Genomic DNA, 17062 nt, shown 5'->3' on the forward strand with positions numbered 1-17062 from the left:
TGGCACAGTATATGAAAGTACTTCTATATAACAAAAAAGAGGATTTTCATTATGACGTCAGTATCTATACATCAATTCAAACATTGGCTTAAGTTTCATCCTAATTCTCGAATTAGAAATGTGTTTTTCATTTTGAAAGACATCAGAAGCGCAGAGCTACCTACCCCTCAAGTACTTAATCGCTGCCTATATCAAGCGCACAAGCTAGTGGTGAGTTTGGTTTCTGGCTTTACGCGATTCTTCTACTGGACTCCGGCTTTCAAAGGTCGTGTGGCTCAATGTGGCAAACGCCTGTATTTGTATGGTGGACTGCCTTTCGTCAGCGGTCCGGTGCAAATTACGATTGGCGACAACTGCCGTATCTCTGGCCACACGACATTCTCTGGTTGTACTCAACAATTTGAAGGCTTGGAACACCCACTATTGTCGATTGGCAATAACGTCGACATTGGTTGGCAGTCGACTATCGCTGTTGGAGGTAAAGTGGTTATCTCTGACAACGTACGAATCGCAGGCGGCGCTTTTCTATTTGGATACTCTGGACACCCGCTTGATGCAAAACGCCGAGCGCTAGGTGAAGGTGACGACCCTCAGCAAATCGGTGACATCATTCTTGAACCCGATGTTTGGTTGGGCACGAATGTGACGGTTAAAGGTGGTGTAACCATCGGCGAAGGTGCCGTAATAGCCGCAGGCAGCGTAGTAACAAAGAATATTCCTGCCTTCGCAATCGCAGGTGGCAACCCAGCTCGAGTTGTCGGTCACATCAAACCCGTTGAAGTGACAGAATCCGATATGTTCGATTCGTTAGAGACTCATGGAGGTGACCATGCGTGATTTAATCGTATTTGGTGAAGACTTTGGTGGCCTACCTTCATCGACTCAACATTTAGTTCGTCACCTTGCTAAGCAACACAAAGTCTTATGGGTCAACTCTATTGGCCTAAGACAACCGAAGCTGTCCGCTAAAGATGTAAGCCGAGCGTTCAACAAGTTGTTTGGTAAAACCAAGGCCGTTACTCAAAACATGCTCGACTCTGAGGGACACGACAACATTACTATCGTTAACTTAAAGACAATCCCTGCGCCTGCTTCTAAATTTTCTAGAAAGTTGGCTCAGCAAATGATGTTGCACCAACTAAAACCGGTTATTGCAGAGCTTAATCTTAACGCGCCTATCCTATGGACTTCTCTTCCAACCGCTGTTGATTTGTGCGGACACTTAGGCGAGTCATCTGTGGTCTATTACTGCGGTGATGATTTTAGCGCGCTGGCTGGTGTTGATCATGACACCGTTGCACAGCACGAATCAGAGCTAATCGAAAAATCAACGCTTATATTCGCGGCTAGCAAAAAATTGATGGATAAATTTCCAAAGCATAAAGCGCACTTGCTACCACATGGTGTCGACGTAGACCTATTTTCAACACCCGCACCAAGAGCAAAAGATTTACCAAGCAACCACCGCCCTATTGCTGGTTTTTATGGCAGCCTTTCTAAGTGGCTTGATTATGAAATGATTGATCATGTTGCGAATGCGATGCCGGAATGGGACTTTGTTTTCATAGGTCCAAACGAGCTTGATACGCTCATGCTGCCTAAGTTGAGTAACGTACATTACCTTGGCCCTCGTCCACACCACACGCTACCAAGCTATTCTCAACACTGGGATGTGAGCTTGTTGCCGTTTGTTGATAACGAGCAGATCCGAGCGTGTAGCCCACTCAAACTAATGGAATACCTTGCGGCGGGCACACCCATTGTCACAACACCGTTCCCTGCTTTGGTTCCATATCAAGGGCACGTAACCACGGTTGGCAGTGCCAACCAAATGATTTGGGCGCTTGATCATGCACGCGAGCTAAGCAACTCACCTATCTCTGTCGTCGAACAAGAGAGCTGGCAGAACCGTGGTAACTTCGTACATTGGATGTTGGAGCTATTATGAATAATCTGAAATTGCGGTTATTAGTCATCATCAATGCGATGTGGCGCCAACGCTACGTTATCGTTCTGCCAATGCTTATTTTGCCCTTTGTAGGCTTTGGTGTGAGCAAGTTGGCTCCAACTAAATATGACGCGCATACCAGTATGTTGATTCAAGAAACGGCCAAGATGAATCCATTCTTGGAAGACATTGCCGTTTCGACGATGCTCAAAGATCGACTTAACGCATTGAGAACACTGCTTCACAGTCGACATGTGCTTTACTCGGTCGCTGATGAACTGCAATTAACCACGCCAGATATGCCTGAAATTGAGAAACAAGAGATCATTACTGACCTGTCTCAACGTCTAACGGTGACTCAGCTTGGAAAAGATTTTCTAAAGATAAGTCTAACGTCGAACACACCAAATGGAATGGAAGCGACGCTGCGCTCGGTAAGTGAACATTTCATTGAACAGTTACTTGCACCGGAACGTTCATCGATTGAAGATTCAAGTAACTTCTTGAAAATCCATATCGACAAACGTAGCGCAGAGCTTGCAGAAGCAGAAGAAGCGCTAGCTGCATACATGAATGAGAATGTTCATTCGACGCCTGAGGTACAGAGCCAAAGTTTGAATCGCTTAGCTTCACTCAAACAAACATTGGCAGAAAAAGAGGCCGAGTTATCGGGTGTCGAAAAAAGTTTAGGGTCAATCGACCAACAACTTTCAAGAACCAACCCTGTGATCGGTAAATTAGAAGACCAGATCATCGACATTCGTAGCGACCTTACCTTGTTACAAGCTAAATACACGGACAAGCACAGTGCTGTGCAAGCTAAAGTGCGTGAGCTAGACAGACTAGAGAATGAACGTAAGAGTTTGCTCGAGGTAACCCAGCCAACGATGAACAGCGACCAGCTTTGGGACATCGCAAGTAGTACGACACTGAACAAACTTTCTGATACCCAACCTCTTCTGGTCACTCAATTACACAGCCTACAGCTGGTTCGTGCTCGCTTTGAGTCTTTAACTGAAGAGACCAAAAGCCTTCGAACTATGATTTTCGAATTAGAACACAAGGCCAATAACTTCGGCGAAAATGCAAAAGAGATGTACCGCCTTAAACGTCAAGTTGAAATCAAACGTCAACTATATGATGAACTGACAGAGCGTTATGAAATGGCTCAACTAACGGGTTCGCTTGGTGTATTCGAGCAAAACAAACGTGTGAAGATTATCGATTTGCCTTTCACACCGAGTGTCAAATCTAACATGCCGACTTTTGTTTTTATTCTGGCTGGATTCGTTGCAGGTATCGGTTTGGGTATTGGTTTAGCGGTATTGTTTGAACTGTTTGATTCTTCAATCAAACGCAAAGACGAAATCGAAGATATCTTGGGTGTCCCTGTGATAACGGTGATCCCTAAAATGAGCTAGTCAGCCTCAAAGCCATTTTTGACTTGCTAGATTCACAGCTTTCTAATTTCCTAGCTTCGTGCTTCCTAGCTTTCTAGCTTTCTAGTTTCCAAGCTTCGTGCATCCTAGAGCAAAACGCCAACACTCGGTTGGCGTTTTGTTTATTTAGAGCCCCAAGTTCTAATGCTACTTTCGATTTACCCAAGCCCTATGATTCAAACTGCCATTCAATTGTATTTTGTTTTGATTCCCATTTTGAGAAATGAAAACTGCCCTAGAATTAAATAATCTAAACAACTGAAAAATAACGGTTATTTAATTGGCACAACTCCTGCAATCTCCTTGTGTAGTTAAACGTTTTAAAGAAGTTACTTCAAGAGAAACGTCAGAAAGGCGAAACAACAATTATAAAGGCAGGGTCCAAACTATGAATACGCATTTAACGAAGCATGGCAAAAAGATCATACACGTTGTTCAGCACCTTGCACCGGGTGGATTAGAAACCCTAACTCTGGATTTGCTCCGCCTTGCTAAACCAACAGACCAAGTGTTGATTGTCAGTTTAGAGGGTACTAAGCAAGAGTCTATAAACAACTGGCCGAAGCTAGAGCCATACAAAAAGCAAATCGTCTTTTTGGATAAAGCACCAGGCGTACAATTCAATATCATTATTAAGCTAATTAAAGCCTTCAACGCGATTCGCCCTGATGTGGTTCATACCCATCATATTGGCCCACTGTTATACGCTGGTTATGCCGCTCGCGTAACCGGGGTTCCAACTCGAATCCATACCGAACATGACGCTTGGCATCTGAACAACAACAAACGTCGTCGATTACAAGCGCTTGCTTTAAAAGCTGCTCAACCAACGTTAGTTGCCGACGCGACACGTGTTTATAACCAACTACGCACTGCTTTTTCTTATGAGAACATCATTACCATCAAAAATGGCGTTGATTGTGAGAAGTTTAAGCCAATGTCGAAAGAACACGCGAGAGCAAAACTAAACCTGCCGACAGACAAACACATCATCGGTTGTGCAGGTCGACTAGAACATGTCAAAGGCCAAGACCAACTTATTAAAGCACTGACTCTTTTACCTGCAAACATGGTTGTCGCATTGGCTGGCGGCGGTACTAAACGCAATCAACTAGAGCAACTGACTAGCCGCTTGAATCTGAGTGACCGAGTCATCTTTCTTGGCTTAGTTGAAGACATGACCACGTTTTACGGAGCGTTGGATACGTTCTGCCTACCTTCACGCCACGAAGGGCTGCCGCTTTCTACACTTGAAGCTCAAGCATGCAATATTCCAACCGTCGCAATGGACGTTGGTGCCGTCGATGAAACCTTATGTCCAGTCAGCGGCGCCCTCGTCAAAAGCGGCAGCATTGTGGGGTTAGCTAGTGCGCTATTAGAAAAGCAAAATGAACGCTTTTTGTCACCTCGTCGTTACGTACTCGAAAACTTCGACATCATCAAAATGGTTTCGTCTTACAACGATATATCAGAAGGAGCTTACGCATGATTGATTGGTTGCTTGCGGGACTTTGTTTGTTTTCAGGTGCGTTGATTGTCTATCATCACGCAGCCTACCCTTTGTTACTGCGTTGGTATGCGAAAAGCCACCCCGCACGCAAAGTTGAAGAGAGTCATCGTTGCTACAAAGAGGAACAGCAAGATTGCACGTTGCCGACTATCACCATTCTTGTTCCCGCCTTTAATGAGGAACAATGGATAGCAGACAAGATTCGTAACCTTGCTTCACTCGATTACCCAAAAAAGAAGTTGGAAGTCATTATCGCTTGCGATGGTTGCACTGATAACACAGTCGCCATTGCACAAATGACCATACAAGAAGCGATGTGCAGTGATGTCTATTTTGAGATACATGACCATCAAGTAAACCGAGGTAAAGTCGCGGTTGTTAATGAAGAAGTGACACGTATAACCAGTGATATCACGGCGATGAGTGATGTTTCTGCCCTTATTTCATTGGATGCTTTGCTTATAGCTGCCGCTCATTTTGAAAGTGACAAGGTTGGAGTGGTAAACGCAACGTATCAACTTTGTCCAACAGGCAATGAAGGCGAAAACACGTATTGGCAGTACCAAACCGCGGTTAAAGAGTCTGAGGCTTCATTAGGTTCTAGCTTGGGTTCTCATGGCGCTTTCTACTTGTTTAGAACACACCTGTTTGAACTGCTTCCACTCAACACTATTAATGATGATTTCATCTTACCGATGCAAATCGTTAAACAAGGTTACATCGCCGAATACGAAACCCAAATGGTGGCATTAGAGCTAGAAGAATCGAACCTAGAAACAGACTTCAAAAGAAGACTTCGTATTTCAGCGGGCAACATGCAACAAGCGATTCGATTATTTGCCTTGTTCAGCCCGAAGTTTAAAGGCATCGCGTTTGCGTTCTTTTCAGGAAAAGGACTTCGCCTACTCACTCCCTATTTAATGATTGTGTGCTTAGTGTGCTCAATCTTACTTAGCAACTACTTGGTATTTGAAGCGCTGTTATGGGCTCAAGTTGCCGTTTATACCATTGGCGTCCTTGGCTGCATCTTGCCAAAGCGTCTAGTAAACAAACCTATTTCATTAATCTCTTATTTGATAGTTGGACACTACGCCAACTTCATTGGTGGCATTCGTTACCTAATCGGACTAGAAAACTCACCTTGGACACGAGCAAATCATTAAGGACTTATTATGATGAACATCGAACAGCTATCTGCCCAAAACCTATACCAATACAAAATCTCACGTGCTAAACGTACTTTCGATTTTGTAAGCTCACTGATTGCTTTGATTTTGCTAGCGCCCGTATTTCCGTTGATTGCGATGGCGATTGCACTCACTTCTCGTGGCCCTATTTTCTACCGTCAATTGCGCGTTGGTAAATCGACACCGGAGAAAATGGAAATCTTTGAGATCATGAAATTCCGTAGCATGTACGAGGATGCAGAAACTCGCTCTGGTGCAGTTTGGGCTACCGCGAATGACCCGCGAATCACGCCTGTTGGCCGCTTTTTGAGAAAGACACGTCTTGATGAACTGCCACAACTGATCAATGTACTGAAAGGTGAAATGTCTCTAATTGGCCCACGCCCTGAACGCCCTACTTTTTACACCAAACTAGAGAACGAAATTCCTTACTTTGCTGACCGTACATACGGTGTAATGCCTGGTATTACAGGGCTTGCACAAGTAAATCAAGGTTACGACACCTGTATTGATGATGTACGTCGTAAAGTAGGTTTTGACCACAGTTATGCACTAAGCCTATGTTCGGTTAAGTCTTGGATTGCCGCTGATCTCAGCATCATTTCTAAAACTATCATTGTGATGGTCGACGGTCGAGGTCGTTAAACCAGTATGGTCTAATGTGGATACAAAGCCTGTTTTCTATAAAGCCTTAGGGGGCGATTGGAAAGTCGCTAATGAAACACAGAGTGCCGAATTAGCCCACGTTAACTAGACTCGCTGCTCTCGGTTCTCAGTTGAATGGTGTAATAAGGTTTCTTCCCTATCAATTGACGTAAACATTGGCAATGAATGTATAACGCAGATGTGGCTTGAGTTAGGGATTAGAAATTAAGAGCTGAGAGCTCAGAGTTAAGACGAGAAAGCTTATATTCATAGAAAACCACAGCACTTTCGTCAGAGGCTTGCTCAACAAAACCTAGCTTTTTAAGTAAGTTGGCAGAGGCTATGTTTGAACGATCGACACCGCCAATCAGTGTTGACCATGACTCCATTTTAGCGACTTCTGTGATGAAACCCTTCAGTAGCTCACTCGCTAAACCCTTGCCCCAGAACTCTTCTGCAAGCAAGTAGCCAATATGAGCATCACTTTCGTCTTCTACATAAGCGAACAGAAAACCAATCAATTGATTATCGTTGGATTTCACTTGAAGTAAGCGGCTCCCCGACAACATTCGGTCGAGCCAAATTTCAGCCAGTTCACGTGACACAATACCGTGAAAGTATGGAGGAAGGTTTTCAACTACTGACGAGGTTAGAATGTCAGGCACTCTCTCTAGCAGAACCGAACGTTCAGGAACAATAAGTTCACCTGCAACTTCTTCTACTTTTAGTCTTTGAGTTTCAAACGAGATCGCCATGTGTCCTGCCTAATTCGATAAAAATGTGGATTATACACCTGAGTTCTCGTGTTGGCTTCGTTTCCAGGCTAAAGCAAACTAAAGAACAGCCACGCCTTCAACTTCAATCACTGAGTTAACATTTGCTCGCTCGATTATCTTGAGTAACGTCGTTTGAACTAATTCATTATCTCGGATTTCGGTTTCACAAGAAAAACGCTCTTCTTGAACACCATCGCCCTCACCCAGCATAAATTGAACCGCGACTTCCGTTGCGAGATCTTTGGTCGTCCCGTAATACGCTAACGTGATTTTTGGGTATCCGTGGTCGCCTTTTTTAACCTGCTTTGCGATACGTTTTTTGGCTTTATCTAAATTCATACAACTTCCTTTTAAGTTTGAAATACAAGGTGACTAGAACACCTTTTTAAACGGTAAGCAATACAATCAGCGTTGGTTATAGAGATTCCCTAGCCTCTTGATACTAATCAAGATGGTACAGTCTTAGCACTTTAAAGAGTGATAGCTAGAACACAGAAAACCTGTTTAAGAAATATAATGACAACATATAAGAACTACGCGCCAAGAAGTGGGAGATGTTTTCGTTGCTGATAAGTTAAGGCTAACTCCAAGCACTGCTTGATTGGTGCCTTGGGAAGTGGTTCAGTCAGTTTCAAGACGATTGCACGATTACCTTGAAATACCAATGTGCCATCGTGCAATTCTCTGAATGTGTCGATTAGCTTCGTTTGGCAGTTAAAGAACAAGTAATAGTTGTTTGGCGATTTTAATTTCCAATCGATTCGAATTGGACTGCCCGTCTTAACGCTGTAACTCGGCTCGCCCCATTTCAGAGACTCTTCGACTTCACCTAAATCCAAATCAGAGCAAAGCTCAAAGATTAATGAACGCAACTCTTCAAGCCGAGCTCGAACATCATCGGGATACTCGTCGAAATGTGTTTTGATTGCTCTGTCCATTCAACCTCCGATTCATTTGTTGTGATATTAAAGTCCAGCTCACTTAAAGCATAGAACCTTAAACATTAGTCCAACTTGAAACGAAAAGTGCCAAGCCTCGTAAATCAATTTTGAGTTATCTGTTCGTTAGCGGTTTCAAGGCCAGCTTTAAACCGTCCGTATCCTTACAACCAATGTAAACATGCTTTCCATTACTTAAGCTTAACTTAAGCGCTGAATCTATCGATGCATTATACAACCAACCATCGCTCAGCATTCGGATACCAATACCTTGATACCACTTGCTTTGATAAAACGATGTCTCTGTAATGTCTGACACTTCTACATTCTTACGCCAAAAACCAAAGCCGAAATACCAGCTTAGTACATTGTCTTTAACCTCAATTGTCATGGAGAAAAAGAGCAAAGCAATTAAGCCGTTGATGGCGTGAGCGATTAATGTCCCGGGGTTATTATCCGAGGTAACGACAATGAAAGCACTTATCGCAACAAGGATGAGCAGCAATCCTTTGTTGAATTCCTTACTATAAAACACAGCGACAACTCCTATAGACAACGAACAACCCACTAACTAGCCAACAGTTATCTTACTGCAGCCTTTCTAAATAATCGTAGCAAGTAATGCAGGCATACTCCCACAACCAAACCAAGTAGCATCGCCTTGATACTACCAACCCAAAGTATCAAGCCAGAATAACCTTGTCCCGGACCTAAGCCTTGTTTATTAATCACATCGACGAACATAAATCCGTTCCACAGCACATGCAGTGAGGCTGTAAATCCATGCACACAAATTGCAACGGTTCCAAGTAACTTGTGCCTGTTCATGACTGGTGCGCCACAAAAGATGACAACAAGCGCAAAGGTCAAAATCAGAGGGCCCGACAGTACTAAAGTGAGTGTGATTACTTCAACGTGGCTCTCTATGCCATAACTGTATGTACAAAATACCATTGTCATTGAAAACAAAAGCGAAATGAGTGCGAACCATAGCGTTCTATTCATTGGGGTTCCCTGCCTTATAGTGGGTTTAGGACAAATTTGATAATCGACAGGAAGAACTAATTACCAAAAATACGGCATGAGAAATGCCCTTGTTACACGACTATTCGATGGACGACTCAGACTTTCATAAACCCAATGTAACGGAAGACTTAGAACACAAGCTAGGCAATATAGCTTCGGCTATATTGAACCACGAGCATAGACTGAAGACAGGTGCTACGACGGAACAAGTAAGGTAGGCTCTACTCACAAACGATGAGCAATCCACGTATATCAGCATGAGAACCGACGACATTACTTGCTTCATCTATGTGATAACACTATCCCTTAAATAACAAGAAAGGCTCTATAGAAACTTCTACGCTCTTATTGACAGAGGGGGTCATATCAACGCCAAATTAAGGTGATGAGTAACGCTACCACGGAACTCAACCATACCACCGTAAACACTGAACTCAAATTTAGAACCAAAAATCCCAAGCGTTAGGAATCACTCTTAAATTGTTATGTAACGGTTTTTGATTGGCTAAAACGCAGCATATCGAACTCTTCGCCATAAGCTCTATTTAACAAATGATCCATGAAATAGAACGCGGAGGTTAAGCTCGCATGGGATAACCCCTTTTTATGACTAGCTCTGTTTCCCAATTTACGTTTTAAGTCTGCTAGATATTTAAGATCAGGCATTTTACTACCCAGTTTGCCGATTTTCCCATTTAGATCTTTGATGTTATCCCCATCACTTCCTAGTAAATCATCAACAACAAGTTCAAGTAACACCCGTAATCGGTTACCCGATGCAGAGGGGTTTATGTGAAAAAGCAGAAATGCTTCTTCTAGTATTTCTACGCATTGAGAGGGTGTTTTATTGGGGGCATAAAATGACTGTATCGCTCTTGAAAAGTACCTAATATAATATTTTTCATCTAAGTATTGAATTTGACTACCATTGTCATCAACTATTTCTTTTTGATAAGTGGCGTCACCAGAAATTGCTACAACTTCTCCACATTCACACCTTAATCGTCCTACAAACTGTAACTCTGATTCTTCTTCAACCCACGCTAATGATTCCTCACGAGACTCATCCATAGATTGCTGCGATTTCCGCGTATGCCATAAGTTTATTGAACTCCAATCAACACCCAAGCTATTACTTCTGCAATTTGGGCACCGGTAAGTTTCACTATATAGCTTTGAAAACTCGTTTTGAACCGCGTAGTGCTCAATGCTTTCAAGCGCATCTTGATATTGCTCAAATCTTTCCATTTTGCCTCCGTTACATAACAGCTATTAGACCGAAAAATTCTGCATTTAAATACAGAATTAGTCTATCTAGTTTTATATGTACAGCAATTTACCACGATTAATCACAGCAATTCAGTGACTTAAAACATAGATAGACTCATTGAATGACAAAATGAAGAATATTTCCATTTAGTATGAATTTCGCAAAAACCCCACCCTACTGGATATAAATACAGCACCTCTACACCTACCCAAAAACACAAAAAAGCCTGCCATCTATGCGAACATAAATGGCAGGCTTTATACGTTAGTTAAGCTTGTGTGTGGCTAGCTTACGCGGCTTCGAATGCGAGGGCTTTCTTCTCTACCTGACGGAAGATCAGCGTTAGTATGCCGTTTACTGCTAAGTAGAATGCGCCAGCAATGCCGAACACGGTTAGCGTGTCGTAGGTTTGGCCGTTGATACGCTGAGCGTAGCCCATCAAGTCCATGATGGTGATGGTGCTTGCCAGTGACGTACCTTTGAAGACTAGAATCACTTCGTTCGAGTAAGCTGGAACGGCGCGGCGTAGTGCATATGGCAGTAACACTTTAAGCGTTGCTACTTTGTCCATACCTAGTGCACGACACGCTTCCCACTGCCCTGCTGGAATGGCGTTGAATGCGCCTCTGAACAGTAGCGTGCTGTATGCGGCAGTGTTCAAAGCTAATGCTAACATTGCGCAGAACCAAGGTTGGCTTAACCAAGTCCACATGAAGCTTTCACGAATCCAATCGAACTGACCCGGGCCGTAATACACCAAGAAGATTTGAACCAACAATGGTGTGCCAGTGAACAGCGTGATGATGCCACGTGTTAACCAGTGAATCGCAGGTATTCTTAGGATTAGCGTTACCGTCATCAGCAGTGACAAGATACAACCAACAAGCAATGAAGTGCCTGTGAGTTGAAGACTGGTCACTAAGCCTTCAAGCATTTGAGAGAGGTATTGTTGATTCATGCCATTGCCCCTTTGTTACCCAAACCTTGAATAGAGAACTTACCATCAATCACTTTTACCAATCTTTGTGTGATTAAAGTGATGACCAAGTAGATTGCTGCTGCTGTCGCGTACCAAGTAAATGCTTCGTGCGTTGCAGCGGATGTTAGTTGTGCTTGTTTCAGCAAATCTGTTACGCCAATTAGCGAAACTAATGCAGTGTCTTTCAGTAACACTAACCATTGGTTGGTTAACCCTGGTAGTGCGTGTCTTACCGCTTGAGGTAACACGATACGAAAGAATGCACGAGACTGAGAAATACCAAGTGCGCTTGCTGCTTCTCTCTGCCCTTTGCTTACTGCTTTCAAAGCACCACGCAAGGTTTGCGAAGCGTAAGAAGCAAAGATAAGTGACAGTGCAACAACACCAGATAAGAACGGGCTCACTTCTATGAAGTCGCCAGTGATCATGAACAGAACTTGTGTCGAACCAAAGTAGATAAACAGTACGACCAGAATTTCTGGTAAACCACGAACAATCGTCACAAATGCAGTCGTTGGCCATTTGATTGCAATACGACGAGACATCTCACCACTTGCAAACAAAACTGCTAGAACCAATCCAACCAATAGGCTTACGAACGCAAGCTGAACAGTCATCCAGCTTGCTTCGACGAGCCCTAAAGAGTAACCCGTTAATTCCATAAATTACTTACCGAAGTACTTGTTGAAGATCTTATCGTATTCGCCGTTCGCTTTTACTGCTGCAAGTGCAACGTTAAGCTGGTCTACAAGTTCTTGGTTGCTCTTGTTTACTGCGATGCCAAAGCCGTTACCGAAGTACTCTTGGTTTGTTACTTGGTCGCCAACGTACGTTAGGTTGTCTTCTTTCTTGAACCATTCTGCTACAACGGCTGTGTCACCGAATACAGAATCGATACGACCGTTTTTCATGTCGATGAATGCATCTTGGTAGCTTGAGTAAGGTACCGCTGTTACGCCAGTCATTTGCTCAAGTAGGAAGCTCTGGTGAGTAGAACCGTTTTGAACGCCAACACGCTTACCTTCTAGTGCTGCTTGGTCTGCTACTTTGCCTTCGAAAGAAATGAATGCTGCAGAGTTATCGTAGTATGCGTTAGAGAAGTTCACTTGTTTAAGACGCGCTTCTGTGATGTCCATTGCCGAGATAGCCGCATCGTAACGTTTGAATTTAAGTGCAGGGATCAAGCTATCGAATGCTTGGTTGTGGAAAGTACACGTTGCTTTCAGCTCTTCACAAAGTGCGTTTGCTAAGTCTACGTCAAAACCCTGAATTTGGTTGTTCTCATCCATGTATTCGAATGGTGCGTACGTTGCTTCCATCGCGAATTTGATTTCTTCTTGAGCTGCTGCGTTAAAAGAAGCAAGGCCGATAAGTGAAGCTAGTAGAATCTTTTTCATTTTGTTACTCCGAATACTGTGTAATAGCGGCCTGTGGCCATTCTTATAATTTGATTGTTTTAATTGATGTTGTGTTTAGCTAGATCTAGTGAGTCAACTTTCTTTTAATAAGTGACTTACTTAATGAGTCAGATACTCGGCAAACTCAGGTGTCTGCGGATTAACGAATGAATCGCTGGTGCCGTGTTCAACGATGTACCCTTTCTCTAGGTACAGAACGTGGCTAGCAATCTTCTTCGCGAAATCGACTTCATGCGTCACGACCACTTGGGTAATGCCCGTTCCGCTCAATTCTTTAATAATGCTCACGACTTGGTTGGTGATCTCAGGATCAAGCGCCGCTGTTGGTTCATCAAACAACAACACATCCGGTTTCATCATCAGCGCACGTGCAATCGCAACACGCTGTTGTTGACCGCCAGACAGTTGAAGTGGCCAAGCGTCTGCTTTGTCGGCAAGTTGAAGTGTCTTTAGGACTTCTTGCGCTTGCTTAATCGCTTCTTGCTTATCCAAACCCGCCACTTTGGTTGGTGCTTCAATCAAGTTTTCCATCACCGTCATGTGTGGCCATAAGTTGTATTGCTGGAACACCATGCCGACTTTACGACGAAGTTTAAGCCCCTGCTTCTCTTGGATTTGGCTTGAAAAATCGAATTGCTCATTCGCAATGTCTAATTCGCCGTTGTCCGCGATTTCAAGCAGGTTCAATACACGCAGTAATGAACTCTTGCCCGCGCCGCTTGGGCCAAGCAATACCAAGGTTTCGCCGCTCTCACAGTCGAAACTGATGTCGTGAAGAACTTGGGTATCACCGTATGATTTGTTGATGCTCTTTACTTGAATACTCATGCCACAATACTGCATTAATTGTCATTTGTTGGTTATTCTATTCAATCCGAGGTTTTATGCAAGAAAAATGTATAAAAAACTACTTTGTTGAATTTTTGTAACAAATATTCCACAAAAAACAGTCGCTATAACTGGTCTTACAACCAAAACTCACAAGTCATTGATAAAGCTAATATCGAGATAAATAGCAAACGTTTTTCTATCAATTTATAAATCATCGCACGGTTGCTTGTTTATGTGTGCACTCTCCTATCAACGCTAATTTACTTGCATAAAAATTAGGGTTAAATAGCTTGGTTTCCTATCCAACTGACTGGATCAAAATGCTTAGTTTTCCTTTAAGGTCGTTTCGAATTATTCACTTAGTGTTGATGAAATATTGGAAATTGAGTTTCCTAGGGAGCGTCACAGCGCAATAAATGCTTTAATGGGTTCGATTCTCAACAACAATTACTGCCCAGCGAACAACGCGCAGTACAGGCAATAAGTCATAAAGCAATTAGCCATAAGCAACAAGCAACAAGCCATCTATTTTTAAAGCGACAACACATTAAGGCAGTCATATGCAAAACGATGTCTCTTCTACGCTCGACTCGAACCAGCGACAGACTCAGCGATCGACTCAACAAGCGCCAGAACCCAAACCTGAGAAAAAAAGCCTCAGTATTTTGTTTGAGCTGAGTAAATTCATTCAGCCTTATAAAGGTCGTGTTATTGCTGCGTTGATCGCGTTGATCTTCACAGCGAGCTTAACCCTTTCAGTCGGACACGGTATTCGTCTTCTTATCGACCAAGGCTTCAGCCAACAATCGTTGTCAGACTTAGGCAGCGCGATTCAATTCATCATGGTGGTGGTCGTGCTGATCTCGATTGGCACCTTCTTCCGTTTCTATTTGGTCTCTTCTGTTGGTGAGCGAGTAAGTGCGGATATACGCCTGTCGGTTTTCAATCACGTGGTGACGCTGCACCCGAGTTACTTTGAAACCAATGGCAGTGGCGACATCATGTCGCGAATCACCACGGATACTACTCTGCTTCAAAACATCATAGGTTCATCGTTCTCTATGGCGATGCGCAGCGCGTTGATGTGTATTGGTGCAATCATCATGCTGTTTGCGACCAATATTAAGCTGACGTTGATTGTATTGGCCTCGGTGCCATTTATCTTGATTCCGATCCTTGTTTATGGGCGCCGTGTAAGAGCCCTATCTCGCCAAAGCCAAGATTCCATGTCTGATGTGGGTTCTTACGCAGGTGAGGCAATTGAGCACATTAAAACGGTGCAAAGCTACAGCCGAGAAGAGCAAGAGAAAGCATCATTCGCGGTAGAAGTGGAAAAGGCGTATGAGATTGGTCGCCAGCGTGTAAAACAGCGCGCGATTCTTATTTCTGGCGTTATCGTGATTGTATTTAGTGCTATTGCAGGCATGCTTTGGGTTGGCGGCAGTGATGTTATCAACGGCACTATGTCGGCTGGTGACTTAGCGGCGTTTGTGTTCTACGCAATTATGGTTGCTTCATCGTTAGGTACGATTTCTGAAGTGATGGGTGAACTGCAACGCGCGGCAGGTGCGACCGAGCGATTAATCGAGATCCTACAAGTTGAAAGCCATATTGTTGCGCCAGTTGCGAATCCAACTTCGCTTGCTAACGTAACGCCAGAAGTTGCATTTGATGATGTGACCTTCTGTTATCCATCAAGACCGGACCAACCCGCAACAAGCAACCTCACGCTTACTGCCCATGAAGGCAAAGTGTTGGCACTGGTTGGCCCGTCTGGCGCAGGTAAAACTACCCTGTTCGAACTGCTGCAACGTTTCTACGACCCACAAGTGGGTAAGGTCACCTTAGGCGGTGTTGAACTGAATCAGTTTGATCCTAACGAGCTAAGAAAGCAGATGGCATTGGTACCGCAACAACCTGCTCTGTTCAGTAACGATGTGTTCCATAACATTCGCTACGGCAACCCGCAGGCAACAGACGAGCAAGTGATCGAAGCGGCGAAGAAAGCGCACGCACACGAGTTCATTCAAAACCTACCTGATGGCTACAACAGCTTTCTTGGTGAACGTGGTGTAAGGCTTTCTGGTGGGCAGAGACAACGTATTGCTATCGCACGTGCCATCTTGAAAGATCCAAATATTCTATTGTTGGATGAAGCAACCAGCGCACTAGACAGTGAAAGTGAGCATCACGTACAACAAGCGTTAGAAGAGTTAATGCGTGGCAGAACGACGATCATTATCGCCCATCGATTATCAACAATTAAACACGCCGACCAAATTGCGGTGCTCGATAAAGGACAACTAGTAGACATCGGCGACCACCAGTCTCTCATCAATAGCTGCGAATTGTACCAACGCTTGGTTGAGCTGCAATTCAAACACCTTAGTGCCTAACTATTGAGTGGATGTGCAACTAAGTCACTGACATTGTGTGGTTTCAAGCTTCAAAAACTTAAATCACGCGTGTTGCAGTTTTGTTAATTTAGCGGTAGGGTTTTTATTCCAATAACAACTTATTCCGATGAAGGATAAGTAAATAACGTTAATTACACAGATAACAATAAGAGAGTTCGCATGGAAGCACTATTATCTGACTACCCGGTAGTAACAGAAATCCCTGTCGCTTGGGGAGAAATGGACGCACTCAATCACGTTAACAACGCTGTATATTTTCGCTATTTCGAAACCGCTCGCTTAGATTTTTTCAAGCACGTCGAGCTGATGGAAGAGATGGCGATTACCAAAGTTGGTCCTGTTCTTGGTGACACTTACTGTAAGTATTTCCGCCCAGTCACGTATCCAGATACCTTGATGGTCGGCTCACGTGTTACCGATATTCAAGATGACCGATTCACCATGGAATACGCGATTGTCAGTAAGGCTCAACAGAAACTGACGACCGTTGGCACTGCGACTATCGTGATGTTTGATTTTGCTTCGAACCAGAAAGCCCTGCTCTCGCTGCGCTTAACCAATGAAATCGAAAAGATGAACACGTTGAAAAGCCCATGCTTCAAACAAGAAGCCGTGACAGAATAACGTATTCGTTGGTTGAGAAAGATTCAGAAAGTTTCAGAATCGAGTAGGAGGAGG

Annotated in this window: 17 protein-coding genes and 1 pseudogene; 8 read left to right on the forward strand and 10 right to left on the reverse strand. The window is 43.7% G+C overall.

Annotation, left to right across the window (positions count from 1 at the left end; genetic code table 11):
• Nucleotides 1-51: 51 nt before the first annotated feature.
• From AB4585_RS19215 to AB4585_RS19240, 6 genes are all read left to right on the forward strand, one after another.
• Nucleotides 52-837 carry a DapH/DapD/GlmU-related protein gene (locus AB4585_RS19215; protein ID WP_372170605.1) on the forward strand — a complete coding sequence of 262 codons (786 nt, stop codon included), beginning with the start codon at nucleotides 52-54 and terminating at the stop codon, nucleotides 835-837.
• Nucleotides 830-1948, forward strand: coding sequence for a glycosyltransferase (locus AB4585_RS19220; protein ID WP_372117645.1), 1119 nt, complete (start codon nucleotides 830-832; stop codon nucleotides 1946-1948). The genes AB4585_RS19215 and AB4585_RS19220 overlap by 8 nt, the downstream gene beginning before the upstream one ends.
• The gene (locus tag AB4585_RS19225; RefSeq protein WP_017063900.1) at nucleotides 1945-3369 is read left to right on the forward strand and encodes a Wzz/FepE/Etk N-terminal domain-containing protein; all 1425 of its coding nucleotides are present in this window, start codon (nucleotides 1945-1947) and stop codon (nucleotides 3367-3369) included. The genes AB4585_RS19220 and AB4585_RS19225 overlap by 4 nt, the downstream gene beginning before the upstream one ends.
• A gap of 406 nt (nucleotides 3370-3775) precedes the next feature.
• Nucleotides 3776-4876 carry a glycosyltransferase gene (locus tag AB4585_RS19230; protein ID WP_017070860.1) on the forward strand — a complete coding sequence of 367 codons (1101 nt, stop codon included), beginning with the start codon at nucleotides 3776-3778 and terminating at the stop codon, nucleotides 4874-4876.
• The gene (locus AB4585_RS19235; protein WP_372170607.1) at nucleotides 4873-6060 is read left to right on the forward strand and encodes a glycosyltransferase family 2 protein; all 1188 of its coding nucleotides are present in this window, start codon (nucleotides 4873-4875) and stop codon (nucleotides 6058-6060) included. Before AB4585_RS19230 ends, AB4585_RS19235 begins: the two co-directional genes overlap by 4 nt.
• Nucleotides 6061-6069: 9 nt before the next feature.
• On the forward strand, nucleotides 6070-6729 hold the full coding sequence (locus tag AB4585_RS19240; protein WP_372170609.1) for a sugar transferase: 660 nt from the start codon (nucleotides 6070-6072) through the stop codon (nucleotides 6727-6729).
• A 218-nt stretch (nucleotides 6730-6947) separates the two neighbouring features.
• On the opposite strand, the gene AB4585_RS19245 is transcribed toward AB4585_RS19240, so the two are convergent.
• The 10 genes and pseudogenes from AB4585_RS19245 to artP all read right to left on the reverse strand — a co-directional run bounded on the left by AB4585_RS19245 (nucleotide 6948) and on the right by artP (nucleotide 13964).
• The gene (locus tag AB4585_RS19245; protein ID WP_372170612.1) at nucleotides 6948-7484 is read right to left on the reverse strand and encodes a GNAT family N-acetyltransferase; all 537 of its coding nucleotides are present in this window, start codon (nucleotides 7482-7484) and stop codon (nucleotides 6948-6950) included.
• A 78-nt stretch (nucleotides 7485-7562) separates the two neighbouring features.
• Nucleotides 7563-7844: a hypothetical protein gene (locus tag AB4585_RS19250; RefSeq protein WP_017059577.1), complete on the reverse strand. Its 282-nt coding sequence runs from the start codon at nucleotides 7842-7844 to the stop codon at nucleotides 7563-7565.
• 194 nt (nucleotides 7845-8038) lie between these two features.
• Nucleotides 8039-8443: a DUF1801 domain-containing protein gene (locus tag AB4585_RS19255; protein WP_017059576.1), complete on the reverse strand. Its 405-nt coding sequence runs from the start codon at nucleotides 8441-8443 to the stop codon at nucleotides 8039-8041.
• A 104-nt stretch (nucleotides 8444-8547) separates the two neighbouring features.
• Nucleotides 8548-8999, reverse strand: a pseudogene (locus AB4585_RS19260) (hypothetical protein).
• 26 nt (nucleotides 9000-9025) lie between these two features.
• Nucleotides 9026-9448 (reverse strand): hypothetical protein, encoded by a 423-nt coding sequence (locus AB4585_RS19265; protein WP_372170614.1) that lies wholly within the window; start codon nucleotides 9446-9448, stop codon nucleotides 9026-9028.
• 504 nt (nucleotides 9449-9952) lie between these two features.
• A complete protein-coding gene (locus AB4585_RS19270) occupies nucleotides 9953-10717 on the reverse strand; it encodes a DUF4145 domain-containing protein (protein WP_372170616.1) in 765 nt (254 codons plus the stop codon).
• A gap of 311 nt (nucleotides 10718-11028) precedes the next feature.
• Nucleotides 11029-11697 carry an arginine ABC transporter permease ArtM gene (artM, locus tag AB4585_RS19275; protein ID WP_102320225.1) on the reverse strand — a complete coding sequence of 223 codons (669 nt, stop codon included), beginning with the start codon at nucleotides 11695-11697 and terminating at the stop codon, nucleotides 11029-11031.
• The gene (gene artQ / locus AB4585_RS19280; RefSeq protein WP_017061822.1) at nucleotides 11694-12380 is read right to left on the reverse strand and encodes an arginine ABC transporter permease ArtQ; all 687 of its coding nucleotides are present in this window, start codon (nucleotides 12378-12380) and stop codon (nucleotides 11694-11696) included. The genes artM and artQ overlap by 4 nt, the downstream gene beginning before the upstream one ends.
• A gap of 3 nt (nucleotides 12381-12383) precedes the next feature.
• Nucleotides 12384-13115 (reverse strand): lysine/arginine/ornithine ABC transporter substrate-binding protein, encoded by a 732-nt coding sequence (locus tag AB4585_RS19285; protein WP_004733839.1) that lies wholly within the window; start codon nucleotides 13113-13115, stop codon nucleotides 12384-12386.
• A 120-nt stretch (nucleotides 13116-13235) separates the two neighbouring features.
• The gene (artP, locus tag AB4585_RS19290; RefSeq protein WP_032545343.1) at nucleotides 13236-13964 is read right to left on the reverse strand and encodes an arginine ABC transporter ATP-binding protein ArtP; all 729 of its coding nucleotides are present in this window, start codon (nucleotides 13962-13964) and stop codon (nucleotides 13236-13238) included.
• A gap of 563 nt (nucleotides 13965-14527) precedes the next feature.
• Between artP and AB4585_RS19295 the strand changes: the two genes are divergently transcribed.
• Both AB4585_RS19295 and AB4585_RS19300 read left to right on the forward strand, forming a co-directional pair.
• Nucleotides 14528-16363: an ABC transporter ATP-binding protein/permease gene (locus AB4585_RS19295; protein WP_372170619.1), complete on the forward strand. Its 1836-nt coding sequence runs from the start codon at nucleotides 14528-14530 to the stop codon at nucleotides 16361-16363.
• Between the two features lie 180 nt (nucleotides 16364-16543).
• The gene (locus tag AB4585_RS19300; protein ID WP_017061819.1) at nucleotides 16544-17008 is read left to right on the forward strand and encodes a thioesterase family protein; all 465 of its coding nucleotides are present in this window, start codon (nucleotides 16544-16546) and stop codon (nucleotides 17006-17008) included.
• Nucleotides 17009-17062: the final 54 nt, after the last annotated feature.

The sequence above is a fragment of the Vibrio sp. 10N.222.49.C9 genome (assembly GCF_041474985.1).
Classification (GTDB): Bacteria; Pseudomonadota; Gammaproteobacteria; order Enterobacterales; family Vibrionaceae; genus Vibrio; species Vibrio crassostreae_C.